Raw genomic sequence first — 26,867 nt, 5'->3', positions numbered from 1 at the left:
ACCGGCTGGTGCGCGCGACACGAATGGCGGGTTCCAGCAAGAGCCGCCGCTCACTTGAACGACGCTGACTGTCTTGAGCTGGTCGCCAGCCGACGCTCACCGCCTGATTGGAGCGATGTTCTGCGCCTCCGCTTGAGACCTATCCTTTAACTTGCTGCGTTTGGCGCTACGAATCTTCCATTGCGTCCGCCAGAATGCGTACACTGCCAAGCTCCCGAGCAGAGCCAGTGCGACGCCGGACACGCTCATGGATAGCTTCCAGAGCACACCTCCAGCCTTGGCGGCGTGGATCGGATAGAGCTTCTCGCGGATCGAAGCCACAGTGCCTCCCTCAGCGGGATCGGCGCGGCCCAGGATCGCCAGCGTGGCGGGATCGGCATAGACGAAAGTGCGGCCGTTCGGCGTCCACTCGAACGGCTGCCGCAGCCGCAGGACGATCGGAGCCCCGGCCTTTCGCGGCCATTGCAGGCGACGGAGTTCAGCGCCGGGGAAGATCGCCGCTGCAGCCTCGAACAACGGTGCCAGCTCCCGCGCAGCCGGTGCCGCGCGATGCCCTTCCAGCTTCGGCGGGCGCGGACGGGCCTCGGCAAGCAGACTGCCGCTTAGGGCGGGAAAGACCATCAGCACTCCCGTCACAAGCGAGACGAGCAGCAAGGGCGCGGCCACCACGCCCAGGTCGCGATGATGGTGGACGATCGCGCCGGACTTCATCGTCGCGGGCCAAAGCCGCAGGCGAAAGCGACGGCGCGTCCGCCACCACAGCAGGACCCCGGTGACGACGAAGAACAGCCCGACGAGACCGGCGACGCCGGTGATCGTCTCCCCCGTGTCGCCGATCAGCAGGCGATGGTGGAGATCGAACAGCCATAGCTCAGGCCGCTGCCACGTCGCCGACCAGCGGGCAACCGTCTCGCCAGCCTGGCTGAGATAGGCGCCGCCGCCGCCCCTGAACAGCACCTGGTGGACTCCGAGACCGTCGCCCGCAAAGGTGATGCGGTCGATCGGCCGTTCCCCGTCGGATACCAGGCGTACGACCTCGGCCAGCGCGGCCGGATCGGCACGCACCGGATCCCCCGCATGCGCCACGAAGGTGAGCTCGTCCCGCCACACGAGCAGCGTGCCGGTCAGCCCCAGCACCGCGAGCAACAGGCCGCCGATCGCGCCGATCCAGCGATGCAGCAGGGCGAGGATATGCATCAGAACCCGGCCTGCCAGCCCAGCGTAAAGTTGCGGCCGCGCCCCTTGTAGAAACGGGCATTGTCGGTCGGCCCCTGCGTGTCGCTGTAATAGGTGACATAGTCGGTGTTCCCGAGGTTCTGGACACTCAGCATCATGCGGCCGATCGGCAGGTAATAGGCGACATAGGCGTCGAACAGCCGATAACCGTCGAAATCATTGGCGATCGGCTGCCCCTGGAACCGGCGCGACAGATAATAGCGGCCCTGTACGCGCGCGCTGAAGCGTCCGCGGGCATAGTCGATGCTGAGGTTGAGCCGGTCGGGCGAGATGTTGGCGCCGTCGAGATCGGCATCCATCCTGCCGTCGCCATTGGTATCCGTGCGCCCGCTGACATGGGCGAAGCCGGTACCGAGCTTCAGCCCAGGCAGTGGGGTGCGGACATTGAGGTTCACTTCCAGGCCCTCGATGTCGATCGGCTGGCGCATCACGTTGAACATGCCGTCGCTGGCGCGCACCAGCACCTGGCCGAGGTCGCTCGACGACCAGTAATAGGTGGCGCTCGCCTCCAGCGGCCCCTGGTTCACCTCTATGCCTAGCTCGCGGTTGTTCGACACGACGGGCGTCAGGTCGAGGAAGTCAGCGATGCGAATATTGGGCTGAGTGATGCCGCGCAGGACGCGCCCAATATCGGCAATCGTATAGCCTTCCGCATAGCTGCCATAGGCGCGGATGCCCTTGATCGGCTCCACCACCACGCCGCCGTTCCACAAGGCGCGCTCGAACGACGGCTTGCCGCCGGTGACCGCCCGCGCACCCGCGCTGGCGAGCGTGGTATAATCGGGAATGTCGAGCTGGACATTCTCGTAGCGCACGCCCCCGGCCAGCCGCACGATGCCGTCGAACAGCTTAAGATTGGCCTGCCCGAACGGCGCCAGGCTGCGGAAGTCGGTCTGCGGCACCCAGGCGCGGCCGGTCTGGACGAGATCCTGTTTGGTGCGATCGATCAGCGCGTCGAACCCTGCGGTAAGCGTCAGCGCCTCGAACCCCGGCACGGCGCGCTCGTAGCTGACCTTGCCGCCGATCTTGCGCGATACGTTGCGCGACTGGTCGAATAGCGAGCCCACCGGTGCGATCCGCGCGTCCTGGAACGTCGCCAGGATGCCGCCGGCAAAGGTGTCGCTGGTGCGGTTGTAGAAGCCCTGCAGCGTGAACGCGCCGCCCGCCAGATCGCCGTCGGTGAGCGAGGCCGACACCATCTCGGCGAGGCCGGTGGAGGGCTGCCCCGGCGTCTGCCCGCGCCGGCTGGTGGCGGGAATGCCCAGCGCACGATCGCCGTCGACCGGGAGATAGTGGTTGTTGCCCTCCAGCCGGAAGCGGTTGGCGATCACCTCGATGCGGGCGGTACCGGAGATGTCGAATCCCGCCCGGCCGAAGAAGGAAAGGCTGTCGGTATCCTGGATCTCGCTCTGGTTGCCGTCAAGCCCGATGCGGCGCCCGCGCCCGTCGAGGAACACGCCGCGCCGTTCGAACGCCGCGCCCGCGGTGGCATCGAACCGGCCGCTGCGGACGCTGACCAGGCCGGCGACCTTGCCGCCGAGCGAATCGCCGGAGAAATCGTCGCCGCTATTCGCCTGGAGCAGGGTCCGCCCGCTCCAGCCACTTTGCTTGGGCGCACCGACGGTGACCTGATTGACCACCCCGCCCGTCGCCCCGATGCCCTGCAGGGCGTTGGAACCGTAGATCACTTCGACCCGGTCGATGAAGAAGGGATCGATGGTATAGCCGTCGCGCGCGCCGTCGCGGATCGGCGTCGTCTGGGGGATGCCGTTGATTGCGTAGAGCGGCGATCGGCCGCGCAGCGTCTCGCCGAAGCCGGTGATCTTCTCGCGCGTCGGCGAGAAGGACGGGAGCAGCGCGGACACCGCATCGACGGTGGAACCGGACACCGCAACCTGACGCGACAGCGTCTCGCGATCGATCACGTCCACCGTCAGCGGTAGTGCGCTGGCCGGCAAGTTGGTGCGTGCGGCGGTCACCACGATACCCTCGCGCGCGGTCTCGAGCTCGTCCTCGCCGGCTCGGCCGTCCTGCGCCTTAGCACTTCCCGTCCAGATGGTAGCTGCGGCGATAACGCCGATGGCGAACTTCATCGTCTTCCCCTTTCGGGGTGCGATAGAAAAGAACCTGACGTTTTGCAACAGCCTCGCATTAGCAGATATTTCGCAGTCCCGCTTTTCTGTCGCCGAGCCCTAATCGGCCGCCTTCCGCAGCGATTGGTTCCGGACAGGTCATGAACCTGCTGAAGCGCCCAATCGGGTGCCAAGCCGACTGCGCGGGATTAGCGACGTCATTGACGGGTTTCAGCGAAAACCGACGTTCACATCAACGGCATTGAACAACTGGATGTGGTCGACTCCTGCCACTCCAGGTAGCCAGCAGCCCCCCCTTCGCACCATTCGATCTGCGTCCGCTTTTGGAGGGCCCGGTTAGCCCGCTGAACGACTGAAAGTGGGCGCGTAGCGGTCGGCAGTCGTGCCAGATCGTTCCTGGCAATCTCACAAAAGTGTGGGGAAAAATGTGGGGGCGCCTTTTGCGGCCTCATGAATTTATTTGTAGATTGAATGACTTAAGGCCAATCTTAGGCTTCCTCCCGCTCCGCCACGCCACCTGCGCCCCTCTGGGCCCACCCAAGTCTCTCCCGGGAAAGTACTGACTGGGCAGTCTTCTCAGTTGGCCGAATGTTATCCCGTTCGAACATCTTCCCCCGCGCAGTGTGGGAAATATGTGAGGAGGAAATGAGCGAAGGGAGCATGGGAAAGCTTACGGCGCGCGAGGCTGCCTAGCGGGCCCATAAGGAACGCGAGAAAGCTTGACGAAAGGCGAGAACTACTGGATCGCGACACTAAAATTTCCGGGACACCCGGAATGGCCGATCGCTTGTTTGGCGCTGGAAGCGCTCATGTTCGCCCCCCGCCTTCTGTACTCAGCTAACCTTCCTGGCGGGATCGCACCCTCCAGTTCCGCAAACACCGTGTCCTGATCCCCACCAAATCGGCAGCTAGCGCCTCCACCCGAAACATATTTCTCAGGCGCGGGAGGAGTTTCGCCCATGAGGGATACCTCCCTACGCGTTCTCATCGCGCCTCAATTCCCTGCCCACCAGATTGACATGGCGGAGCGTGGGCTCGTAGCATGCCGTCAACATGAACCGTGCCGGCGTGGCTTGTTTGCGGCGGGACGCGTAGGAATAGAATAATCATAAATGTCCTATTCAGCTCCTGAGCTACCAAAGAAGCAGCCGCGGGCAACATGTTTGCTGGTACTAGGCAGTCATCGCTCGGGAACAAGCGCGCTTACGAGAGTACTAGCACTTCAAGGTTGCAGTCTCCCCAAAACCTTGATGGGGGCAGGCGTAGGCAATGACTTGGGGCATTGGGAATCCAAGGCGATCGCCGCCTTCAACGACGAGCTGCTCAACTCAGCCGGCTGTTCGTGGGATGACTGGCAAGCGTTCAACACAGACTGGTATCGCTCCCCTCTGGTAGCGCAGTTCGCGCGGCGCGCGCGCAAGCTGCTCCGACAAGAGTTTGGGGATGAAGCACTGTTTGTGCTCAAAGATCCGCGTCTGTGCCTGGTCGCGCCTTTCTGGCTGCGCGTCTTGGAAGAAGCGGGTGTGAAGACGTGCATCGTCATGCCGCTTCGCGCGCCCGCTGAAGTAGCGGGTTCATTGCATCGCAGGGACGCTACCAATATCTGGACGGGCAAACTGCTCTGGCTGCGCTATGTTCTCGAAGCGGAAGTGGCCACACGGGGCCATGATCGCTTGGTTACTACATACGCACAGCTTTTAGGTGAGTGGCGGACCCTTGTGAGCCGCACCTCCGAGCATTTTGACCTTGTATTTCCGCGACAAACCCCGAGCACCGGTCGCGAAGTCGACGACTTCCTTGTTCCAAAAAGCGAGAATGCCCCCCCTGCGCCGCCGCGCCGCCGCCTACCAAACGATGGTGGGTTCGACCTCACCGGCTGGATCGACGACGTCTACGAGATATTCCATAGATGGGCTCAGACGGAGGAAGACCCTAAAGACCATCCGCGACTGGATGAGATCAGGGAGCGTTTCGATCAGGTGAGCCACGCGCTCGGCCCCATCTTTTCCACTGCTGAAAACAGGGGCAACCCTGGTGAAGGCGAACTCATGCGACGCGAGCTGGGTGATTTGCGCGCGAGATTGCAGGAAGCGGAGAGCGGGCGGCAAGAATTAGAACGGCAGGTGCAGGAGCTGGCCGCCGAAAAAGCGGAACTTATTGCCCGACATGCTGACGCCGCCGCGCACATTGCGCAGCTGGACGAGGATAGGACGCGGCTGGCGTCGGATCTGGAGCAGGCACAGCGCCAGACGCAAGCGCTTGAAGCGGAGTTGGAGATCGCGCGCACGCGCTTGAGCCAATTCACCGCGGAGAGTGAGGGGCATAGGGACACCATAGGCAGATTTGAGGAGCATGAACGCACGCTCTCTGCTGAGCTGGATGCCGCAAGAGCGCGAATCGACGCCCTGACGCGGGACGTGGAAGCAGAGGCCGGAAGGTTCAGTGACGCTCACGGCAGAGTGCAGGCGCTCGAAGCTGAGCTGGGGATAAATCAGGCACACGCTCAGAATTTGGGCGCAGAGCTTGGTGCGAGCAGGGAACACGCGCAACGCATCGAAGCCGAACTGGAGATTGCAACATCCCGCGTACGCGACCTCGATGGCGAGAAGCAGGCGCTGGTTGGGCAATGCCACCATCTTCAGCAGGACCAGCAGGAAAAGGAGGCTGCGCTGGCGCAAGCGGCGCAAGAACGTGCCTCGCTGCTCCAAGATCTGGAACACGCGCTAGCAAGGGCCAACCATCTCAATGGTGAACTTGAGACCAAGATTGCAGCCGTTAAAGACGCAACAGACGATCGCGATAGACTAGAGCAAAAGATCGCGAGCCAAGCCGCGCAGACCGCCTCGTTCTGGAAACGTCTGAAGTGGCTGGCTCAGGGCCCGCGAGAGGGCGGCTGAGGCTAGTCTATCGCCGACGCGATTTCGGATCACTCATTCATCCCGGCAGCTCCGTCCGTAGCGTCATTCATCGGGCTAACAGACACGACTGCCAGCAGCTCCGGATCTCCGATCGATCGCACGCATGAACCTAGGCAGGAGTTGCGAGAGCGCTCAGCCTACATAATGTAGGCATACTTCAAGCCGGGAAGTCCGACCGTTCGAACAATCCTCCCGCTGCGAGGAAATGCTCCGCGTGTCGGCAATGCCCAGCCAGCGCCGTTGTCAAGCAAGGGGCGGCAATTGCGACACGCCAGTACTTGCCTGCCAGCCCCGGACAACAAGCTCCCGGTCTCATGCCCGTCGGCACCCTTGCGAGCGCTCCGGGGGGTTGCACGGCCCCGCCACCGAGGATGCCCCCTCGAAATCCGCGCCACTCTTAGGCCAATCCTCGCGTGCCAAGCGAGCAGAACGTCATTCCTCCTGGACTCGGTCAGACCAAGAGACGTCCGCGGGATACCTTAGTCAAATTGCCTCCATCCGACACGTACTTCTGCTTGTACCGCGAGCAGCTACGCTGAATAGGCAGCCCCTGGAGGAACATCTCGCCAGTACTGGCAACGCTTGCTGCTAGACCTCTTCCTCCAGCAGCGCATCTACCATGAAGCCCCAGACATTCTGCGCGTCATTGAGATGCGCTTCCCAGGATTCTGCCGGTCCGACGTTGCGAATTATCTCCGCCCCGGCCTGTGCCATTCGTACATCAGGATCGCGCAAGGCCTTCAGCACAGCACGTACGCGCTCCCTTGCGAAGTCCTGCGCCTTGGCATCCAAATCTTCCCAAGGCGGACCGCCGGTCGCCGAAGTCAGGGCACGAGCCGCGCCATCGATAAGGCTCATTCATACTCCATTTTTCTGCTTATCGGTCCAGTTTTCTGCCAAGCACCCGTTGTGCCAGTCAAAACATCCAGGACGCTTCTTACCACGGAAAATATATCCTCTGATCAACATCGATATCAACGCGCATTGATCACAACCGATGCACTGCTCGCGTTATCGGTTGGACAGGATGTCGTCATGGCGGATCGACGGGCCGGCTCAGCCATCGCGTCAACGCCTACAACGCCAGCGTGGGACCTGAATATGTGGTTCGATGGCCAGCTTGTCGCCGACCGCTTGGGGGACAAACGCCGCAACCCGCACGCAAGCCGATACAAGCCGCATCGAAAGGGAAAAAAGCTTGGCCCCTCGACCGGGCTTGACTATCCACGCGGCACCTGTGGGCTTGCAGCCCTACCTCTGGCACCTTAGACGTGCGCCTCAGCAGATCGCTAAAGCGATGTGCCTCAGGAGACTTGTGTGGTCGATCCCTATGGTGGCGTTCTAGTCTATGGCGGAGGTTTAATTGGCGGCGCTGCTGCCAAGGCGATCTCCAACGTAGGCTTGCCCGTGACTGTGGTCACCCGAGCACCGTCCTTGCAACATTCCGATGCGATAGACTGGCAATTCGGCGACCTGAATACCGACAGAGCGGACGCGTTCGTGGCGAATCGGCAAGCGATTGTCTATGCGGCCGGCAGCCTTTCTCCGGCGTCCCAAGTTCCCAGCATTGCGCAATTGCTGACGACGCAAATCCTTCCGGTCGTCGAATTGGCTGAACAGGCAGCCAGGCTCAACGTACCCACTTTCGTATTTATCTCCTCGGGCGGCACCGTGTACGGCATGACCGATATCGTGCCAACGAACGAAGATGTCCGAACGGCTCCGATCAATGCCTACGGCATGATCAAGGTGCAAACCGAGCAGGCGCTCATGGAAGTTGCCAGGCGGTCTGCCATGCGGGTGGTCATCCTGCGGGTGTCAAATCCCTATGGTCCGGGGCAGCAGGGGACCAGAAGGCTGGGCTTCATTGCAGCCGCCATCGAAGCGACCTTGCGGAAGGAGCCGCTTACCATTTGGGGCGACGGCCTGAGTACAAGAGACTTCGTCTACCTGACCGACGTTGCGCAAGCCGTGCTGCTTTCGGTGGGTTATCAAGGCGAAAGCGGCATTTTCAATATCGGCGCGGGACAAGAGACGTCGCTGCTTCGCATCACTGAGCTTGTGGGGCAATTGAGCGGCGTGCCCCTCGCAATTCGGCATGAACCTGCGCGATCGGTAGATGTGCGCCGCAGTTCGCTCGCCATCGGCAAGGCCAGGACGCTGCTGAATTGGAGTCCGCAAACATCCCTTGAGAGCGGGATCTTGGCCACCCTCAATCATCAATAGCGATGATCGGCCTGCGTCCATCAATTGGGAGCACAGGGAAACACCCTGCAGGGATTATGACACATGCTGTTTTCAGCTACTTTTCTGGGTTTTGATTATGTCTGATGCCGCTGGAAACACCTACAGGACCGCCCTCCGTCGCTTGCTGATGCGCTGCGCACCAACGCGCATGTCACCTATAGACGCGGCATATTATTCCGCCAGATATCCAGATATCGCAGAGACTGACGCCCGCCGGCACTTTAGCCGCAGAGGCTGGCGCGAAGGTCGCTCGTCTGCTGAATATTTTGACACGATGGCTTTCATCGTCGGGGAGCGGATGGCGGTCGTGAAGCGTCAGGCGAACCTGAACGATCGCCCGTACATACGCGCGGCCGCTTCGAACACGTGGATACCAGCACCCGCGCGCAGCTTCGCGCAGGACTATGTCGACGTCGTCGATTCCGGCCTCTTCGATCGCAGCTTCTACGCCATCAGCTATCCGGAGGTTGTCGGTGATGCGGTAGAGCATTACCTCCGCTCGGGCTGGCTAAAGGGTCATAATCCCGGGCCCAACTTCTCGACTAGCGCCTATCTGGAGCGGTACCCGGACGTTACCCGCGCGGACATGAATCCGTTGCTGCACTTCATACGTTTTGGCCGGAATGAAAGCCGGGTCGCGCAGCGCCCTCCCGGCATCCACGCAGACGTCGCAGCCTTGGCATCGGCCGAGCCCTACTGCCCCCCGATTGAGGAAAAGCGCCGCGCGCTCCAGGCTGAGATCAGCACGAGGCTGCTGCCACCTGTCTCGAAAAGTCGGATCGAAGGCCCGCTCATTTCGCTCTTGGTGCCGGTGTACAACGTCCCAGTCATCTGGTTCAGGCAGATGCTGGATTCGGTTCTTCACCAGACCTACGGCAACTGGCAGCTGTGCATCGTCGATGACTGCTCCACCTCCGCCGAGCTCCGACGTCTGCTTGGAGACTTAACGGCATTGGACAGCCGTATCGCCGTTACTATGCGTGCAAAGAACGGCGGGATTTCCGCAGCTTCCAATGACGCCCTGGCATTGGCGACGGGGGAATATATCGCGTTGCTCGACAACGACGATATGTTGACAAACGATGCGCTGGAAGAAATGGTAAAGGCAGCTCTCGCGAACGATAAGCCTGAATGGCTATATAGCGATGAATTCAAGATTGACGAAAGCAATAGCGTCTCAGATCTGTTCGCAAAGCCGGACTGGTCGCCGTCAATGTTGCTTAACTATATGTATACGGGCCACTTCACTTTATACAAGACGGACTTGGTCCGGAAGGTTGGTGGGTTTCGCTCGCAATATGATTTCTCCCAGGATTATGATTTAGCGCTCAGGATCTCGGATCTCGACGTGAACGTTGTTCACGTCGAGAAGTATCTGTATGCGTGGCGTATGATCGCGACATCGGCCGCAGCCGGTGGCAAGCCGACCGCGCGGATTAGCAACATAGCCGCTCTGCAGGATGCTGTGGATCGCCGAGGCTGGGGGGGCGAGGCGGTCGCGTTGCCAACGGCCAATCGTGTGGTTCGCGACGCCAACGCTGAAGCACTGGTTTCGATCATCATTCCGTCCGACAACGAACGCAACATCAGCGCGTCGATTGACTCAATCATCGCGGACACCGCTTACGAAAACTATGAAATTATTGTCGTTACAAACTCTCGAATCGTCAACGAATTGGCTGCCGCCTATAAAGACGAACGGGTAATATGGGAAAAATACGACAAACCATTTAACTTTTCTGACAAGTGCAACGCGGGTGCTGCGGGCGCCCGCGGCGAGCATGTCGTGTTCTTCAACGACGACGTCCGGGTCATTTCGCATGATTGGATAGAAGCGCTGCTCGAGTACCTCACCTTGCCAGGCGTGGGCGCGGTTGGGCCGAAGCTGCTTTACGAGAATGGGCTGATCCAGCACGGGGGTATGGGCACCGGCATGCGTCGACTCGTCGGCACCGTGTTCCATTGCTACCCGGACAATTCATCGGTTCACTTCAATTTCGCCCAATGCGTTCGCGACATTTCGATTATCTGTGGCGCGCTCATCGCCATGACGGCGAAGTTGTTCAAGGAAATTGGTGGTTTCGACGCGGTGCATGCCCCGATTGGGCATTCCGACGTGGATCTGTGCTTCAGGGTCCGAGAAGCGGGCTACCGCTGCGTATATACGCCTTACGCCAAAATGGTGCACATCGGCCACGTGTCGATCGGTGAAGAAGAGGCCGTCCCGAAGGCCTTCAAGCGAGACAAGTCCGAAGTCTTTCTTCTCAAGCGCTGGGGCGACTATGTAGCACACGATCCTTACTTCACGCCCGCAATGCGGGCGTTGACCTACATCGATTCCCCCGAGGATTTCCAGGTCTTCGCCGGTAGCGGCAGTGGCGACGAAGGAGACGTTCTCATTCTGTCGCACGATCTTACCACCAGCGGCGCGCCCAAGGTAGCCTACGATCTAGCCGTGTTGATGAAGAGCCGTGGCTATTTCGTTACCGTAGCTTCGCCCACCGACGGACCATACCGCCAGCGCCTTGTGGAACAGGGCATTACGGTGATCATCGACGAATTGATCCTTACCGGGCACGAGAGTTCAATGGTGCTCGCCCGCAGCTTTGATCTTGTCATTGCCAACACGATCGTTTGCTGGCCGGCGGTCAACGAGTTGGCGAAGACAACGCCGACATATCTCTATTCCCATGAGACCGAGCTGGTCCATCATTTCGCCAACACCTATCCCGGCTTTGTGGATGCGCTGCGCAGCGCAACGGAAATTTGGTGCGGCAGCCAGCATGCGGTAGACGCGCTCGCGCGCTACAGCCTGGCCCCGATCATCGTGGAATATGGCGTCGATGACATTGCTGGCGAGAAGGGCCGCGCGACTCACGACCACGTGGGTGATGCGATCAGGATCGCCGTTTTTGGTTCGATAGAGCCGCGCAAGGGCCAGGACTTGGCAATTCTGGGCATGCAGAGTATCGATCCAACAATCCGTCAACGGGCGGAACTGACGTTGTACGGCCGGACCCTCGATGCGGCATTCCGCGAGGCCGTTGAAAATCTAGCAGCGGCGACGCCGCAGGTTCGGTTGGGTAACGAACTGAATTACGAGCAGTACCGTGACAAACTCGCCGAGGCCGACATCGTACTTGTATGCTCGCGCGACGACACGCTGCCGCTCGTCTCGCTGGATGCGCTTGCGTTAGGCAAAGCGGTGGTCTGCAGCGCCGCGACCGGTACGTCTCGATACCTTGCGAACGAGCGCTCGGCATTAATCCTAGAGCACAACAACGCGGCGGAAATCGGCGCGGCGTTAAGTCGGCTGATCGCTGACGCAGATCTGCGCCGCAAACTCGGCGATGGCGCGCGTGCGGTTTTCGAAGCGAGCTTTACGTACGAAGCATTCGGCGCACGCGTCTTCGATCGCCTACATCTTCCTGTTCGGCCGTTATCGAAGACCGCAGCCGCTCAAACCAGATCGCCCCATACATCGGCCTGATTGGGAATGACATAATCCAGGCACTCAGTGCCTGGAGCGAGGAATGGGATAAGGCGCGATATCGCCAATGCGTTATACGACGCTTGGCAATATCGTGATCCCTTGCCACAGCGAGCGTGATACCGGGCACGAAGACTGCCTCTTCTCAAGCGCGCACCGCAGCGCCTTAGCGCAAGACGTCCGCTCGCTGATCGATATCAAAACCATATCCTTCGAAACATGGGAGCGCGTGGGCAGCAAGCAGCCGTCCAGCTGAAGCCGGCTGCCGCACATTCCGCCTGCGGAGCTTCGGGCGTTTGCTCACGGCGCCACGATGCTGGTAAGCCCGGCGCCTTCTGGCGAAGGCAACGGGCTATGGGGTGGTTGAAGCGCGGTAGGGCTGCCCCCCGCTTTGGGCAACCGAGGCCACCCCCGTGTCCTTGGCAAGCATGCGCCGTGCACACTCGAAGCCGATGCATCGGGATAGTCCCCGCGCAGCGTCTTGGTTTCGCGCACAATGCAGGGGGCGCTGGACGGGCCGGTGGTCGAATTTTGCCGCGGGCTCGAGCCGGCGAGGCGACCGAAGGGGAACTGGTCGACCGTTTCGATCAGACGGATCTGAGGCTCAAGGCCATGGCAATGTTGCGCCGCGTCGACAGCTTCATTTACCATCGCCTTTCCGCGCCCACTGGGCGCATGCCGCGGCGAGGCCGCCATGGATGCAGCCAACGCACCCGCGGGCAGTTGCACTGGCCGATGTGATACGGCCTCCGCAACGCCTCATGCCCTTATGTCACGGCATGTAGCCTGGTCTGCTTAACGGCTATTCTGCACGGTTTGCACCGCGCTCGTCACGGTAAGAATGGGCGAAAACAGCTGACTGATGAGCTGGACCAGCTTGGTCGGTTGGTTCGCTCTGGCATTGCCGAAATACAGGATATCTTGATCCCGCATCGCGAATTTCTGCGACAGAAAATACGATTGGGTTTTCATCATGTTGAAGTGATAGACCACTGGATGAGCTGTCCCGTCAGAGGCCTTCTGGTAGCGGAATACGAAGACCGCTTTTGGGTCGCCAAAGCTGGCGCTCGTGCCCCCGGCACTCGCCATCGCCTCGGCAAGCGACATTTCGGGCTTGTTAAACGACAACTGATCGACTTTGCCCGAAGCACCCATCACGGAATATGAGTAGGGGCTGCTAACCAAAGCCAAGCGGTCGCCCGGATACGCGCGTACGTCAAGCGCGGGGTCGGCGATCAGGTCGCTGAACCGCAGATCGACGGTCTCACCGTGACGGGTAACGCGCAGGACAAGATCCTTGGCGTTACCGCGATAGCCGCCCGACAAGGCGATCGCATCGGTCAAGGCTTCGCGGTTGGTTTGAAGCACGAGACGGCCTGGCTTGGCCACCTCGCCGCTGACGATGACGGAGTTGCCGACGGTTTCGCGCAGGCTTACGAGAACTTGCGGATTCTGCGAATACCCTCGCAGCGCGTTGCGTACCTGCGATTCAATCTCGTTTACCGTTTTGCCCATGACATGCAGACGCCCTGCATAGGGGAGTGTGATGCTGCCCGTGTCATCGACCCGCACAGCGGGGAAAGTCTGCGCCCTCGCCGAGGGATCAAAGCCTTCCGCCTGTGCCGCCGAACTGGCGCCATTGGCGAACAGCGACACACCGGCTTCATAGATCGCGATCGAGAGCACGTCGCCCGTGCCAACCATGTCCGTGGGCGGCGGAGCCATCTCCTTCAGCGTCATGACGGAGCTGGATCGTGGCACCGGCAGCGCCGTCGGGGAGTCGACTTCCACAAGACTGATGCCGATTTGATTATCAGGCGCGGTCACCGCTTTTTGTACCTGAACCCCGGTAGGGCCACTCGTCGGCAGAGTCGAACATGCGCCGAGAGAGATCAAAAGCGATGCGGAAAAAACTGCTCTCAACTGCATGACATATTGATCAGCTGACCACTCCTTAGCCTGAAGCGGGGCCCTACTCGATCGTTCGTAGGAGTGCAATCACGCACTGATGGACCGCCAAACCGAGGGACCGCGCCGAGTCTGCCGACGAGCGGATTATCTGTGACCTTTGTTCAAACTGCCTATCTGCCACCAGCGGCGGCGCCGCTGGTCCGGCGGAATGATCCGTTCCTCTAGATACTTGTTGTCTCTAGGTTGTCCGTCGCTGATGGAGATGATGTTCCTCAAAGCAAGACGCCCTGTCGCTTCATCGGAAAAAGCAGGAGTATAATATATGCAATTTTCAAAATAGTAATGCGTGACCTGTGACCAGCGCGTAAGCTTGGGATTGTTTTGCCTGCTACCGCCGTGCAGCAGGTTTGCACACCAGATCAGCGCTTGCCCTTTACGGGCAAGAAACGTCTCCGCCTGCGTTCCATGCGCATCGCGAAGAGCCTGCCAGGCAGGCTCGTACGGAGTCTGGGCCGAGTGGGCGTTGCTGTCGTACCCACGTCGCCCGAGCATGCCGTTGTTCACGATCGGCCAGCGATGGGACCCAGGATAGTAAAACAGCGGTCCTGCGTCAGCACCAACGTCTTCCATCGCCAGCCAGACGCCACACATGAAGCGTTCGGGAAAGCTGGAAAAATGCGCGGAATCCGAATGCGCGCCCTGCTCGGTCCCCACGGGGAAATTCAACGTCTGAAACGGAAAGGCGGTTCGGCCATACAGCCTGCTCAACATATCTATGATCGCGGTATTGGACGCTATCGCACGTACATCGGCATTGATGCGCCAGGCATCCTGTATGCGGCGCTCGCCAATGGTCTTGTCCGTTTCGGGATTTGTCAGGTCCAAGCCATAGTGCGGGCCCAAGTCCGCCTTAATCCGCTCGATCCTGTCATTCAGCTCCGGATCGGGGAAATCGATAACGGCATAGCCTCGCGTGTTCAGATCAAGAGCAACGTGCCGCTCCTCCGCGTTGAAAGCGGCGTCTGGATCATCGGCATCGAAGACCGGCGACTCAATGCGCGGCACGCCGGAAAATATCGTATTCATAGATCCGTTCCCCAACTACTCACAACGCAGCGTATGCGGCCAACCCTTCTTCGACGTCATCAAACATCGAAGCGGTACCTTGATGCAGCACAATTGCGCGATTGCAGTATTCGCGGATAAATTCCGGGCTGTGCGACGCAAATATCAGGGCGCGATCGCGGCGTTTCTCAAAAAATTCTATTTGACTTTTGCGTTGAAAATTCTGGTCTCCAACCATGATCACTTCATCGATGAGATAACACTCGAACTCGATGGCCAATGAAAGCGCAAACGCCAATCGCGCACGCATGCCCGAAGAATAGGTCTTCACCGGCATGCGCAGTTGGCTTCCCAACTCGGTGAACTCTTCCACGAACGCGCGCAGGTCGCTGTATCGTCGATCGTAGATGCGCGCGATGAAGCGCGCGTTGTCGTACCCAGTGAGGCTGCCTTGAAAGCCGCCGCCAAATCCAAGCGGCCACGAACACGTCATATTCCGGATGACCCGACCGGATGAAGGCATTTCCACACCCCCAACCAATTTGATCAGGGTAGATTTGCCAGCGCCGTTACGCCCGAGCAGTCCCACGCGCTGGCCGGGATGAACAGCGAAGTTCACGCCCCTCAGAACCGTTTTGCCCTTGTAACGCTTATGGAGATTTTCACATGCAATCATTCGACGGTCAATTTTTTGCGGACGTGCCTGCAAAGCATAAGCCCCACAATCATGCACATAGCCGACGCCATAAGTGGCAGGGTGACGCTATAGTAAGGTCTGATCGCATTGCCAAACAGGCCGTACCGCAAGATTTCCATGGCGTTGACCAGCGGCGACCACAGTGCGTAGTCGCGCGCAGCAGGGGTCAGCCAGGATGCCAAGTTGAATGTCCCGGATAGCGGAATCGCAAGGTAGACCGTGACGGGAAGCAGCTTCTCGAGAACTTCCGACATCTCCGAAAGAGGCGCAATGATAAAGCCCATGGAGAGTACGAACAGGAAATACAAAGACCAGCCAAGCAAAGCCATCCCAATGTCGTACGGAACCGGGATAAGGTCAAAAATGCCCAATACCGAGCACATGAATATCCAGGCCATCGTGGTCCCGATAAACTCGATCAGCACGCGAACAAAAATGAAGTCCATCAGCTTGATCTGGCGATGGTAGAGCAAGCTACTGTTGGCGACAAAGATGCTGACGCAGCGGCTGAAGGTATTCCGAAGGAAGGTCAAAGGCAGGTAGCCGCTCACCACGAAGGCGACGATGCCAATACCATGCTCCTCCGACCCCTTGAGAAAGGTCCACATCAGGCCGACCAGGCCCGCGAAGAGCATAGGCTCCACCATGATCCACAGGAATCCGATGTTCTCCCGGCCGAAACGGGTGGTCAGTTCCCGGATCATCAAGGCCTTGATGATCCTGCCTTGACTTTGCAGTCCGGAATTGAGCCGGGTCATCGGTCTTCCGGCGCGTGTTCGAGAATGCCGACGATCAACATCCAGCCCACGAGATAGAGGCAAAGCGATACGCCTAGGACAGTGAGGATCTGCTTCAGGCGCGAGGGCAGCATTGCCTGGTCCGGCACGTTCGGCTCGACAATGCGCTCCAGATAGAATTTCTGCCGCAACGCGTCGGCACGCGCCTGTTCAAGCGATGCGCTCGCAGCGGTCAGCATTTCGGTAGCGAACTTCTGTTCCACCTCCAGGGCTTCATAGCCACTTAGCTTCGAGGCAATCCCCGAACTGCCCCCGACTGCACGCGATTCTTGCGCCGCTATCTGGGCCGTCAAAGCCGCAATCTGCTGCCGCAAAGCCGGCAAGGCAGGATTGGACGGTGCGGCCCTCACGATCGTAGCTAACTGGGCCTGCAAACTGGCGCGCCGGGCAATCAGGGCGTTTGATATCTCCAGCACACCCTTGCCCTGCTGTTCCGGGTCGAGCAACTGCGAACTGTTACGATACCCCGCCAGCTCGATCCTTGCCGCGCGGACTCGGTCTTCGGCGGTTTTCACCCGTTCCTGCGCCTCGGTGATCGCACGCGAACTGGCCCGTGCGTTCAGCCGGTTGACCAACGCCTCGCTGAGCTTGAGAAGGCTTTCGTTCAGGCGGTAGGCATCCCGTGGCTGGAACGCCTTGACCTGCAGAACGGCGTTGCTCGTGTCATGATCGATGTGGATGTCGACCATCTTGCCATAATACCGGTGCAGGCTTTCGCTGCTCCGATCCGACCAGATGCCCGGGAATTTGCTTAGTCCATCCGCCTGCGGGTTGGTGAAGACGGCAAGCACGTCAACTTGCTTGGAAAGATCGACAAGCGCATTGCGTGACCGAAGGTAATCAATGACCTCATTCGTCTGCTCCTGACCCGCGGACAGGCCCGTCGTTTGGATAAGGTTGGCGAGCGACGAGAGCTGCGCCTGCTTACGATCCGGAGATTTGATGACAAATCGGGATTCCGAGACGTAGATGTCGGAGGCTATCAGGCCATAGTACAAGATCGCCAGCAGCGTAGGCAGGCCGACAGTGATCAAGAACCACCGGTGGCGCCGCACGCGATCCCAAATGCTGTCTTTACGAGGTAAACTGACGGCGTCCTGATGGGGCTGGACTTGGTAGCTAGTCATTGCTCACTGTAACCTTAAGAGCGTACATGCGCTGAACCGGCGGTGCCGTCGCTGAAAATTGGCCGCGGGAGCGAGCCTGACGGCACCTCCCCGCGCTAGCACCGAGCGATTTATCGTTGAGAGCGGTGCGAAGTGGTTGAACCCGCTCCGCTCAGAATGCCCTTTCCCCACAGAGGCCGATCTGCTGGGATTGTGCGCACTTCTGTGTATGCTGGGAGGACCGCCATGACCATGTCTCTAGCAACCTTTTGGCGGATCGCCAAGCGAGGCTGGCGCGCGGCGCGCTTCGAGGCCATAGCCCTCCCCAGCGATTTTGACTGGTCGATGCGGGGCTGGGCCACTCCCAAACTTGGTCAGATCGGCGCGGATGCGGGAAGCGGCTCCGGACTCGGATTTGTGCATTCCGACACCGTGCTTCGGCTGCGAGTCACTCTGAGGAATTCACAGTGAAGATTGCATTCTTGGCCTTTTGCGCTCTGCTGGGGGTGAGCGACTGGACGCAGCCTGCGTTGGGGAAGCAGGCCGGTGCGGCCGTGCCGACCCAGGAAGCTAGTCCGGGCAGCTCCACAACGGATCCCAAGGTCATCTACGCACCGAACAGCAGACCAGATAGCGATGCGAGCGGGCTTTCCGTCAGGAATTCGAGCCTGGATGCAACCTCCGTTTACCACAAGACGCTTCCAAAGAATTTCCTTTTCGCCGACAATGTCCGCTCGACAGTTTACCTGGATGATGTCGGGGCCGGTTCCGTCCAGCACATGGCGGCCTACGGCGCCTACGTTTACAATCGGTGCAAATGGGGCCGCGCCCCCCACGAGTGCAACGGCGTCGGCCTGTTCTCACAAGCCATTGCTGGCGTGGCCAGCGCGCAGACCTGGCCAATCAATACGGCGTGCAACGACAACGGCCTTCCATCGTCATGCGGCAACGAGCACGACATCACCGTGCAGAGCGAAGCGGCTGTTTACACTTTGTGGGCAGGCATCATCCAAGGTGCCGTCCAGCCCGGGAATGCCAATGGCATCCAGCTCTCCCAAGTGCCCGGCGCACTGGCACAATGGACCTATGGGTTCACTACCGGCGACGGCGCGGCGAAGAACTTCGCGTCGGTCGGAGCGGCGGCGCGACGTGGAGCAAACGTCCCCTCGCAGCCCTTGTGGATGAACAGCTTCGATCGGACGGGCGAGACCCATGCAATCAAGCTTCAGGCGCTCGATCACGCGCTCGAAATCAGCGACAATACACGAGACGACGGTATCGCCCTAGCGACAGGAGGAGGAACGTCGACGATACGCGCGATCGGCCGGTCGGCCGACGTGGGCCTTGAACTCCGGCCCAAGGGGGCCGGGGCTGTTACAATCCCCGCACCTGTGAAATTCGCGGACGGATCCGGTTGGTCGGACAAGGGCTTGGTTACCGCTACAAATCTCGAACTCAATGGACATAGCGTGCAGAACGCAGCGACGCTGAAGCTCATTCCGATTACCTTTGCCCAGCTCCCTCTCTGCAATGCGTCCACCCAGGGCACGATAGCGTTCATCAAGGATGCGCGCGAGCCGATCACCACATGGCACCAAGCCGTGGACAAAGGCGCTGGTATCCATCGGGCATTTGTATCGTGCAATGGCGCGGGCTGGCACGCCTTTGACTACTGAGTGGCCCTGACGGCGGCGCCGAAAACATGCTTGCGCGCGATCGGTCGCACATGGGTCTCAACACGCGGGCTGGGCCGGAGTTTTCGCTTGTTCGGAGAAGCCAAGCAGCTATCGGCAAGGCATGCACCCAGTGCTTGAAAAACCAGTTAAAACGCGACAGGCAAGTATACGCCTGATGCTCTCCGTGCATTTCGATGCAGCACGTCTGGCGCCCTCTAGATATATCATGGCCATGTGGTGGCGACTGCTTGGTAAGCGGGTGCGCTCGCGGGGGCAGCTGGCTCCGCTGCTCGCCATGTCACGGCAGGCCTACGGACTCTGGCTTCTCGGCGAGTCCGACGAGCAAGAGGCAACCACGGGGACAACCCCACCCATCGTGGTGCTGATCGAGGAGACGGGCGAGGATATCGCGCCTACCTTGCACAGCGTGTCTCAGGAAGGGCTCGAGGCGCTCGTCATCGGATCGTCAGAGGTGCCTACACTTGCAGCGGCGGCGCAACGTATCGACTGGGACAGCGCACCCTGGCTGATGCCCTTGGCTGCCGGTGATATCCTGGCAGACGGAGCGGCAAACGCCTATCGGGCTGCCGCGGCGGCTGCAGAGGGCGGCGTAGTCTATGGTGATGACGACCTTGTGGATCATCGAAACCGGCGGATGACGCCCCATTTCAAACCGGAATGGAATAGTGAACTTTTTCGGCATTTTGATTGGATCACAGGCGCCTGCATCGTCAGGGCTTGCCGGCAGGATCTAATCGACTCAACCGGGCCAGGTTGGCCGACGCGACTCACAGCATCGGCGCTGACTCGAGGGATGCCCAGCCACGTCACCCGGGTGCTTCACCACCGTCGGTCGCGACCGCTGCCGCGCATTCCGTCTGCCGTGAACTTCAGCATGGCGGCGACACCACCAGTCACGGTCATCATACCCACCCGCAATCGGGTCGACCTGCTTCGTACATGCTGTGAGGGCCTGGAAAAGACGGATTATCCAGACTTCGATGTGATCGTGGTCGACAACGGGAGCGATGATCCTGCCACGCTTGATTATCTGAGCGCACTACCGGCGCGATATCGCGTTCTACGTCATCCAGGACCGTTCAACTTTTCCGCGCTCAACAATCGCGCCGCAGACGTTGCTGCCGGACAGCTCCTATGTCTGCTTAACAACGACATCGAAGTGATAGAGCCAAGCTGGCTGAAAAAGCTTGCTGTCCAGGCACAGCGTCCGGAAGTTGGCGCTGTGGGCGCACAGCTGCTCTATCCAGATGGCCGCATTCAGCATGCCGGCGTGGTGCTCGGGGTTGGCGGCGGAGCGGCACACGCCCACCGCTTTCTACGTCCTGACGCCGAAGGCTATTTCCGCCGTCACGCCCTTCCCCAGTTCGTTTCTGCCGTTACGGCCGCCTGCCTGGTTGTGCAGCGCGACCGGTTCATGGCAGTAGGCGGGTTCGACGAAACAGCATTCAAAGTCGCGTTCAACGACGTAGATTTGTGCATGCGCCTGAACCAACGGGGCTGGCAGTCCTTTTACGAGCCCCGCGCCTGCCTCGTGCATCATGAATCTGTTTCGCGGGGATGGGATCGCGATCCTATCGGGGCAGCACGCTTGGCCGGCGAGATAGCGTCGCTTCAGTCGCGCTGGAAGACGCAGGAATGGGTCGACCCCTTCCACCATCCCCAGCTTAACCGCTTCAGTGAACAGTTTGTCGTACAACTATAAGCAGCCGGTCTGATGGTTCCTCTTCCAAAACCTGTGCGGCTGTCTTTGCCGCAAGTCACTTTATGCGCCGTCACCTCGGTGAATGTCGCGGCGACGCTACGCGCACTGGAGTCATGCATTGCACAAATCGAGTTTGCGAGCTGCAAGCTCTTCACGCACGCCGCAGTCGAACAAAGCGTACATCCTGCGATCCAGATTGTTCCAATACGCCAGCTGACGTCGTCTTTGGCATACTCCGATTACATGTTGAACAGTTTGATTGATCATGTCGAAACCTCGCACTGCCTTGTTGTCCAGTGGGACGGGCATGTGATCAGTGCAGACAAGTGGCGCTGGGATTTTCTGGATTATGATTATATAGGGGCTAGCTGGCCCCAGTTCCCGGACGGTCATGATGTGGGAAATGGCGGTTTTTCGCTCCGAAGTTCACGCTTGATGCGAGCTTGCCGGAGCGAAGGGTTCATCCCCCGTCATCCGGAAGATATTGCGATCGGCCGCTTGAACCGCACCTGGCTGGAGCAGCGTGGCATGCGCTTTGCGCCACGTGCGCTCGCCGACATCTTTTCGACCGAACGCGCCGGCGCCATCACCGCCAGCTTCGGCTATCACGGCGTATGGAACATGCCTGAGGCGATAGGTATCGAAGGGTTCTGGCAACGGTACCGTCACCTGGACGAGCGCTCGACGATCTGGACCGATTATTTCAACCTTATACGACAAGTAGCAAGGGGGTCCCACCCTGTGTGGCGCGGGTTTCGCATGACCGTTGATCGCCTGTTCGATGCTCTCATCAAACCCATACGTTGATCACGCTGCCTTCTGGCGTGTCTATTGCATCCCGTGTCGCGCGAGGACCAAGAGAGGTGGGAGAGAGCGCCGGGCCCGCAGGTGGCAATGCCGTTGCCCGGGACGACCGCAATCGGAGCGCTCGTTCGCCTTCAACTGACCAAGCAAATCTTCTCGCACGGCACTGCCTTCGCAGGATCGTTGAAGGGCCGCTTGCTAAGGGCGTGTCCGAGTGCATGCGGGTTCCGCTCGCCAGGCGACGCTCGTGCGGAGATCGAAGTCTGGCGTCGAAAAGCGCGTCGTCCGCCGACATCGTTCGCTGGCTGATGCCGGTTGAATATGTTGCCGTCGTGGCCAATCGCAGCCGACTGAACGTCGGATGCGAACGCCCAAGCCCGATGGGAAACCCAAGGGCCCCTCAAGGCAGACCTTGGCGCCATTTGCGGGTGTGACGAGACATGGGGAGCACGTCACCGGCCAGGCGCCGCCTGGCCGGGACTAACCATCAAGCGTCCACGTCGCCCTTCGTCCGCCCCGCACCCGGCCCGGCGGCAATGTCCGCGCCGGTCGTCGGGTTGCTACTCGGATCGCTCTTCGTTCGCTCCGCCAGCTGGGTCAGCGCGGCAGTGTCGGCCGAGCCCAGCGTCACTGTCGGCATGCCGTTGCCATTGTCCGCGGGCAGCGTCTGCTGAAGATCGTCCACCCGGTCCCATTCGGGTCCGTCGTTCCACGGCCCGCGCATGTCGCCCTCGCCCTGCGACGTGTTGACGTACATGCTCGCATATTCCGGCACGCCCGGCAGCTTGCCCGGCGGGAAATTGTCCTCGATCGCATAGAGCGCCTTTTCGAACGATTTCTGGTGCGCCACCTCGCGCGTCATCAGGAACTTGAGCGCGTCTTGGATGCCGGCATCGTCGGTGAGGTTGATCAGCCGCTCATAGACGATCTTGGCGCGGCTCTCGGCGGCGATGTTCGAACGCAGGTCGCAGGTCGGGTCGCCGCGGCTGTCGACATAGGCCGCCGTCCACGGCACGCCCGCCGAGTTGGTCAGCGCCGGGCCGCCGCCATAGAGGATCGCCTGGGTGTGGCTGTTGCCGCCTTGCGTCAGCGACATGTACAGCTCGGCCTCTTCCATATCGCCTTCGGAGATATGCGCCTTCACGCCCTTGTTGAGCATCGCGACGATCGACCCGATCACCTCGAGATGGCTCAGTTCCTCGGTGGCGATGTCGAGCAGCAGGTCCTTGCGGCCGGGATCGTCCTCGGCCAGGCCTTGCGTGAAATAGCGCATCGCCGCGGCCAGTTCCCCATCGGGGCCGCCAAACTGCTCGAGCATCAGCGAGGCGAGAACCGGGTTCGGCTCGGCCACGCGCACGGTATATTGCAGGCGTTTGTTGTGCATGAACATGCAGTCTCTCCTGATATGTTGCATCCGGAAAGACAGCGGGCGACCAGCGCCATAGTTCATAAAATTCCTGGGTGATCGATTATTTGACTATAACGTGCGTTAACTGGCCCCTGCTGAGGCAACGACTACGGTGCTCGTTTCGGTATATTCCAGGTTGCCCGGAAAATGGTGCTAAACGACGCAAGCGATCAGCGGAACGGCTCAGCTATCGCTTCGTTGGTCGGAAGCAGTAGCAAATCAGGAGCTTGACCCATGAGCGACAAACAGCCGATGCAGGCGAGCGGCGGCGATGCGCGCAAGGGCGCACCCGATGGCGTTTCCGACATCGACACCCACGGCAAGGCGAAGGGGGAAAGCGCAGGCGGCGCCTATCCGAACCCCTATCCGGAGAAGGCGGAGAAGGAAGGTCCTGGCCATCTGATGGGCCATGGCGGGCAGAGCCATATCAATTATGAGGGCGGCCCGAATCCCAACGCGACGACCAAGGGGGAGTAGCGGACCTCGTCCCCCTGCCTCTAATCCCCCTCTCGCTTGCGGGAGGGGTTAGGGCAGGGTTTGCGAGGATAGCAGGCGGAGGCGTCTAAGATCGAGCCACCACGTCGCACCCGCCCCCCGCCCCCGCCCCGCAGGCGAGAGGGGGAAAGGCGTCACCCCGCAGCTGGCACGAGGGCCTGGGCACCACCCGGTTCGGTCGACGTGGCCTTGACCTCTACCACCGGCGCCGCCGCCGCAGCCCCCGGACTGCCGGCATCCGCTTCCGCCTCCTGCCCGACCGGCAGAGTCTTCCCCGTGGTGCGATCCAGTCCGATCGCCGTCACGATGTCGATCGCCGTTGCCGCCGCGACGAAGGCGATCGCGCCCCAAACCGCCTTGTTCTGCGGTGCCCGCCGCGCGGCGAGACCGAGCGCGGCGATGTCCATCGCGTCGCCGGCCACCCGGTTCCACACGCGGACGCCGTGCGCCGGTCCCGAGAGCAGCGCCGCACCCGCCAGCAGCTCGCGCGCGCCGAACGCGCGCACCACGCCATCATGGTCTTCCGCGGACAAGCCCCGCGCGATCCGCTTCGACGCGGCGAGTTCGGCGATGCCGAGCCCGATCGAGAAAACGCCCAGTCCAAATCCCAGCTTGCGATAGTCCATCGGTCCGCTCCTTGCGCTTCGTGTGATCGATGCGCCCGGCATTGCGGTGCCGGACGGCGACCAACCAACCGCCTGCAAGCAACGGCCGTTCCGAGGATTTCGCCAATACTATCCTATGTTTACACGATCACTTGCACGGGAAGCGCTGCTGCATCATCGCAGTGAACGCCGCCTTCACGCTGATGCCCCGCTGTGCCGCCGGGATCTTCTCGAACGCCGCAATCAGATCATTGCTGCTCATCTTCGCCTGCCCCTTGGGCGGCGGGCAGCTGCTCGGCGTCTTGCCCGCCGCAGCCGCGGCGGCGAGGTCGCCGCGATAGGCGGTCGACGCGCCCTCGATCTCCTGCTTGAGCACCCCGAGATCCGACGAGAACATCGCCATCGCGCCCTTGGCCTTGAGCGCGTTCACTTTGGCGAGAAACTCGGCCACGCTCATCGCCTGGGCAGGCACCGCCACCAACATCAGTCCACCGGCCGCCAGAAACAATCGTCGCATAGAAAAAACGCTCCCGGGAGGGGTTCCCGGGAGCGTTCTGTATCGGTGCGAAGCTGAACCTGGCAATGCCGGGGCGGCTTTAGGCTCCCTGCGGTGCCGGATTGCCGAACGGATCCTTGAGCTTGCGCGTCTTGGGGATCGAGGTGCCACCCACCGCGGGCATGCCCGGCGTGCCGGTGGGATCGCCGCGATCCAGCGTCTCGCCGGCGATCAGCTTCTTGATCTCCTCGCCGGTCAGCGTCTCGTACTCGAGCAGCGCCAGCGCGATGGTGTGAAGCTGGTCAGTATGGTCGCCCAGGATCTGCCGCGCGCGGTGGAGGCCCTTCTCGACGAACGCCTTCACCTCGGCGTCGATCAGCCGTGCGGTCTCGTCCGACATCGGCTTGGAGCGCTGCACCGAATAGCCGGTAAAGCTGTCCTCGCTCTCCGAGAAGTCGAGCGGGCCGAGATTGTCCGACAGGCCCCACTTCGTGACCATCGCGCGGGCGAGACGGGTCGCCTGCATGATGTCGTTCGAGGCGCCCGAGCTCACCTTGTCATAGCCGAAGATCAGTTCCTCGGCGACGCGGCCGCCAAAGGCCACGGCGATATCGGCATGCATCTTGTCGCGGTGATAGCTGTACGAATCGCGCTCCGGCAGCGGCTGCACCATGCCCAGCGCGAAGCCGCGCGGGATGATCGTCGCCTTGTGGATCGGATCGGCGGTGGGCTCGTGCGCGAACACCAGGGCGTGGCCGGCTTCGTGATAGGCGGTCATCCGCTTCTCGTCGTCGGTCATCACCATGGAGCGGCGCTCGGCGCCCATCAGCACCTTGTCGCGCGCATCGTCGAATTCCTGCGCCGCCACCAGCCGCTTGCCGCGACGAGCCGCGAGCAGCGCCGCCTCGTTGACGAGGTTGGCGAGATCGGCACCCGAGAAGCCTGGCGTGCCGCGCGCGATGACGCGGGCGTCGACGTCGGGTGCGATCGGCACCTTCTTCATATGGACCTGCAGGATCTTCACGCGGCCCTCGATATCGGGGCGCGGCACCTGCACCTGGCGGTCGAAGCGGCCCGGACGCAGCAGCGCCGGATCGAGCACGTCGGGACGGTTGGTCGCGGCGACGATGATGATGCCTTCGTTCGCCTCGAAGCCGTCCATTTCGACCAGCAGCTGGTTCAGCGTCTGCTCGCGCTCGTCATTCTGGTTGCCCAGACCTGCGCCGCGCGAACGGCCGACCGCGTCGATTTCGTCGATGAAGACGATGCACGGCGCCGACTTCTTGGCCTGCTCGAACATGTCGCGCACGCGGCTCGCGCCGACGCCGACGAACATCTCGACGAAGTCCGAACCCGAAATGGTGAAGAAGGGCACGCCCGCCTCACCCGCGATCGCGCGGGCGAGCAGCGTCTTGCCGGTACCCGGCGAGCCGACCAGCAACGCGCCCTTGGGGATCTTGCCGCCGAGGCGTGCGAACTTCGACGGGTCCTTGAGGAACTCGACGATCTCCTGCAGCTCCTCACGCGCCTCATCGATGCCGGCGACGTCGTCGAAGGTGACCTTGCCTTCCTTCTGGGTCAGCAGGCGGGCGCGGCTCTTGCCGAAGCCCATCGCGCCCGAGCCCGAATTCTTCTGCATCTGGCGCAGCACGAAGAAGGCGATGCCGAGGAACAGCAGGAAGGGCAGCGACTGGACGAGGATATACTGCCAAATCGACGGGCTATCCTCGGGCCGTGCGTTGATCACCACGCCCTTGCCGCGCAGCGTCTCGACGAGCTTAGGATCGCCCGGGTTGTTCGTGCGGAACTTGCCCTCGCTCGTCGATCCGGTGATCACCCCGGAGCCAACCGCGATGTTAACGTCCTTCACGTCGCCCGACTGCACCTTGTCGAGGAAGGTCGAATAGGGAATCGCGTTGCCCGTGGGCTGCGCGGTGCGGGTGTCGAACAAGGTGACGAACAGCGCCAGGGCTGCGAGAATACCTACCCAGATGAGCAGGCTCTTCATCCAGGGGTTGTTGCCCCCGTTTTCCGGACCCTGCTGCTTGCCGTTATCGCTCATCGTGTACCCGGTACCTTTCAAGCCCTAAGATAGGCGCG

Annotated in this window: 21 protein-coding genes; 9 read left to right on the top strand and 12 right to left on the bottom strand. The window is 61.0% G+C overall.

Annotated elements, in window-relative coordinates:
• Positions 1-96 precede the first annotated feature (96 nt).
• On the bottom strand, positions 97-1,197 hold the full coding sequence (locus RT655_RS11850) for a PepSY-associated TM helix domain-containing protein (protein ID WP_313536835.1): 1,101 nt from the start codon (positions 1,195-1,197) through the stop codon (positions 97-99).
• The gene (locus RT655_RS11845; protein ID WP_313536834.1) at positions 1,197-3,329 is read right to left on the bottom strand and encodes a TonB-dependent receptor; all 2,133 of its coding nucleotides are present in this window, start codon (positions 3,327-3,329) and stop codon (positions 1,197-1,199) included. Before RT655_RS11845 ends, RT655_RS11850 begins: the two co-directional genes overlap by 1 nt.
• 1,274 nt (positions 3,330-4,603) lie before the next feature.
• Between RT655_RS11845 and RT655_RS11840 the strand changes: the two genes are divergently transcribed.
• Positions 4,604-6,226: a hypothetical protein gene (locus RT655_RS11840; protein ID WP_313536833.1), complete on the top strand. Its 1,623-nt coding sequence runs from the start codon at positions 4,604-4,606 to the stop codon at positions 6,224-6,226.
• 609 nt (positions 6,227-6,835) lie between these two features.
• Here RT655_RS11840 and RT655_RS11835 read toward each other — a convergent pair.
• Positions 6,836-7,105 carry a hypothetical protein gene (locus RT655_RS11835; RefSeq protein WP_313536832.1) on the bottom strand — a complete coding sequence of 90 codons (270 nt, stop codon included), beginning with the start codon at positions 7,103-7,105 and terminating at the stop codon, positions 6,836-6,838.
• Positions 7,106-7,564: 459 nt separating this feature from the next.
• Here RT655_RS11835 and RT655_RS11830 point away from each other — a divergent pair, with 459 nt between their 5' ends.
• The 3 genes from RT655_RS11830 to RT655_RS11820 all read left to right on the top strand — a co-directional run bounded on the left by RT655_RS11830 (position 7,565) and on the right by RT655_RS11820 (position 12,240).
• Entirely contained in the window at positions 7,565-8,473 is a 909-nt protein-coding gene (locus RT655_RS11830; protein ID WP_313536831.1) for an NAD-dependent epimerase/dehydratase family protein, read from the top strand.
• Between the two features lie 295 nt (positions 8,474-8,768).
• Positions 8,769-11,984: a glycosyltransferase gene (locus RT655_RS11825; RefSeq protein WP_313536830.1), complete on the top strand. Its 3,216-nt coding sequence runs from the start codon at positions 8,769-8,771 to the stop codon at positions 11,982-11,984.
• A gap of 67 nt (positions 11,985-12,051) precedes the next feature.
• Positions 12,052-12,240, top strand: a complete 189-nt coding sequence (locus RT655_RS11820) for a hypothetical protein (RefSeq protein ID WP_313536829.1) — start codon at positions 12,052-12,054, stop codon at positions 12,238-12,240.
• 539 nt (positions 12,241-12,779) lie between these two features.
• On the opposite strand, the gene RT655_RS11815 is transcribed toward RT655_RS11820, so the two are convergent.
• The 5 genes from RT655_RS11815 to RT655_RS11795 form a co-directional block, all read right to left on the bottom strand.
• Entirely contained in the window at positions 12,780-13,913 is a 1,134-nt protein-coding gene (locus RT655_RS11815) for a polysaccharide biosynthesis/export family protein (protein WP_313536828.1), read from the bottom strand.
• Positions 13,914-14,039: 126 nt separating this feature from the next.
• A complete protein-coding gene (locus RT655_RS11810) occupies positions 14,040-14,981 on the bottom strand; it encodes a phytanoyl-CoA dioxygenase family protein (protein ID WP_313536827.1) in 942 nt (313 codons plus the stop codon).
• A gap of 19 nt (positions 14,982-15,000) precedes the next feature.
• Positions 15,001-15,636 carry an ATP-binding cassette domain-containing protein gene (locus tag RT655_RS11805; RefSeq protein ID WP_313536957.1) on the bottom strand — a complete coding sequence of 212 codons (636 nt, stop codon included), beginning with the start codon at positions 15,634-15,636 and terminating at the stop codon, positions 15,001-15,003.
• Positions 15,633-16,415 (bottom strand): ABC transporter permease, encoded by a 783-nt coding sequence (locus RT655_RS11800; protein WP_313536826.1) that lies wholly within the window; start codon positions 16,413-16,415, stop codon positions 15,633-15,635. Before RT655_RS11800 ends, RT655_RS11805 begins: the two co-directional genes overlap by 4 nt.
• Positions 16,412-17,488, bottom strand: coding sequence for a capsule biosynthesis protein (locus RT655_RS11795; RefSeq protein ID WP_313536825.1), 1,077 nt, complete (start codon positions 17,486-17,488; stop codon positions 16,412-16,414). The genes RT655_RS11800 and RT655_RS11795 overlap by 4 nt, the downstream gene beginning before the upstream one ends.
• 318 nt (positions 17,489-17,806) lie before the next feature.
• Between RT655_RS11795 and RT655_RS11790 the strand changes: the two genes are divergently transcribed.
• The 4 genes from RT655_RS11790 to RT655_RS11775 all read left to right on the top strand — a co-directional run bounded on the left by RT655_RS11790 (position 17,807) and on the right by RT655_RS11775 (position 21,766).
• Positions 17,807-18,031 (top strand): hypothetical protein, encoded by a 225-nt coding sequence (locus RT655_RS11790; protein WP_313536824.1) that lies wholly within the window; start codon positions 17,807-17,809, stop codon positions 18,029-18,031.
• Positions 18,028-19,236, top strand: coding sequence for a hypothetical protein (locus RT655_RS11785; RefSeq protein ID WP_313536823.1), 1,209 nt, complete (start codon positions 18,028-18,030; stop codon positions 19,234-19,236). The genes RT655_RS11790 and RT655_RS11785 overlap by 4 nt, the downstream gene beginning before the upstream one ends.
• A gap of 121 nt (positions 19,237-19,357) precedes the next feature.
• The gene (locus tag RT655_RS11780) at positions 19,358-20,959 is read left to right on the top strand and encodes a glycosyltransferase family 2 protein (protein ID WP_313536822.1); all 1,602 of its coding nucleotides are present in this window, start codon (positions 19,358-19,360) and stop codon (positions 20,957-20,959) included.
• Positions 20,960-20,971: 12 nt separating this feature from the next.
• Entirely contained in the window at positions 20,972-21,766 is a 795-nt protein-coding gene (locus tag RT655_RS11775) for a DUF5672 family protein (RefSeq protein WP_313536821.1), read from the top strand.
• 484 nt (positions 21,767-22,250) lie between these two features.
• On the opposite strand, the gene RT655_RS11770 is transcribed toward RT655_RS11775, so the two are convergent.
• A complete protein-coding gene (locus tag RT655_RS11770; RefSeq protein WP_313536820.1) occupies positions 22,251-23,153 on the bottom strand; it encodes a manganese catalase family protein in 903 nt (300 codons plus the stop codon).
• Between the two features lie 252 nt (positions 23,154-23,405).
• Between RT655_RS11770 and RT655_RS11765 the strand changes: the two genes are divergently transcribed.
• Positions 23,406-23,648, top strand: a complete 243-nt coding sequence (locus RT655_RS11765) for a hypothetical protein (RefSeq protein ID WP_313536819.1) — start codon at positions 23,406-23,408, stop codon at positions 23,646-23,648.
• A 152-nt stretch (positions 23,649-23,800) separates the two neighbouring features.
• On the opposite strand, the gene RT655_RS11760 is transcribed toward RT655_RS11765, so the two are convergent.
• From RT655_RS11760 to ftsH, 3 genes are all read right to left on the bottom strand, one after another.
• Positions 23,801-24,292, bottom strand: coding sequence for a hypothetical protein (locus RT655_RS11760; protein WP_313536818.1), 492 nt, complete (start codon positions 24,290-24,292; stop codon positions 23,801-23,803).
• 127 nt (positions 24,293-24,419) lie between these two features.
• Positions 24,420-24,788 carry a hypothetical protein gene (locus tag RT655_RS11755; RefSeq protein ID WP_313536817.1) on the bottom strand — a complete coding sequence of 123 codons (369 nt, stop codon included), beginning with the start codon at positions 24,786-24,788 and terminating at the stop codon, positions 24,420-24,422.
• Positions 24,789-24,867: 79 nt separating this feature from the next.
• Complete coding sequence (ftsH, locus tag RT655_RS11750) at positions 24,868-26,829, bottom strand: ATP-dependent zinc metalloprotease FtsH (protein WP_141987709.1); 1,962 nt, start codon at positions 26,827-26,829, stop codon at positions 24,868-24,870.
• Positions 26,830-26,867 lie beyond the last annotated feature (38 nt).

This window comes from Sphingomonas sp. (genome assembly GCF_032114135.1).
Classification (GTDB): Bacteria; Pseudomonadota; Alphaproteobacteria; order Sphingomonadales; family Sphingomonadaceae; genus Sphingomonas.
The sequence above is the reverse complement of the archived record's forward strand: the minus strand, read 5'-3'. Positions and strand labels throughout refer to the sequence as shown.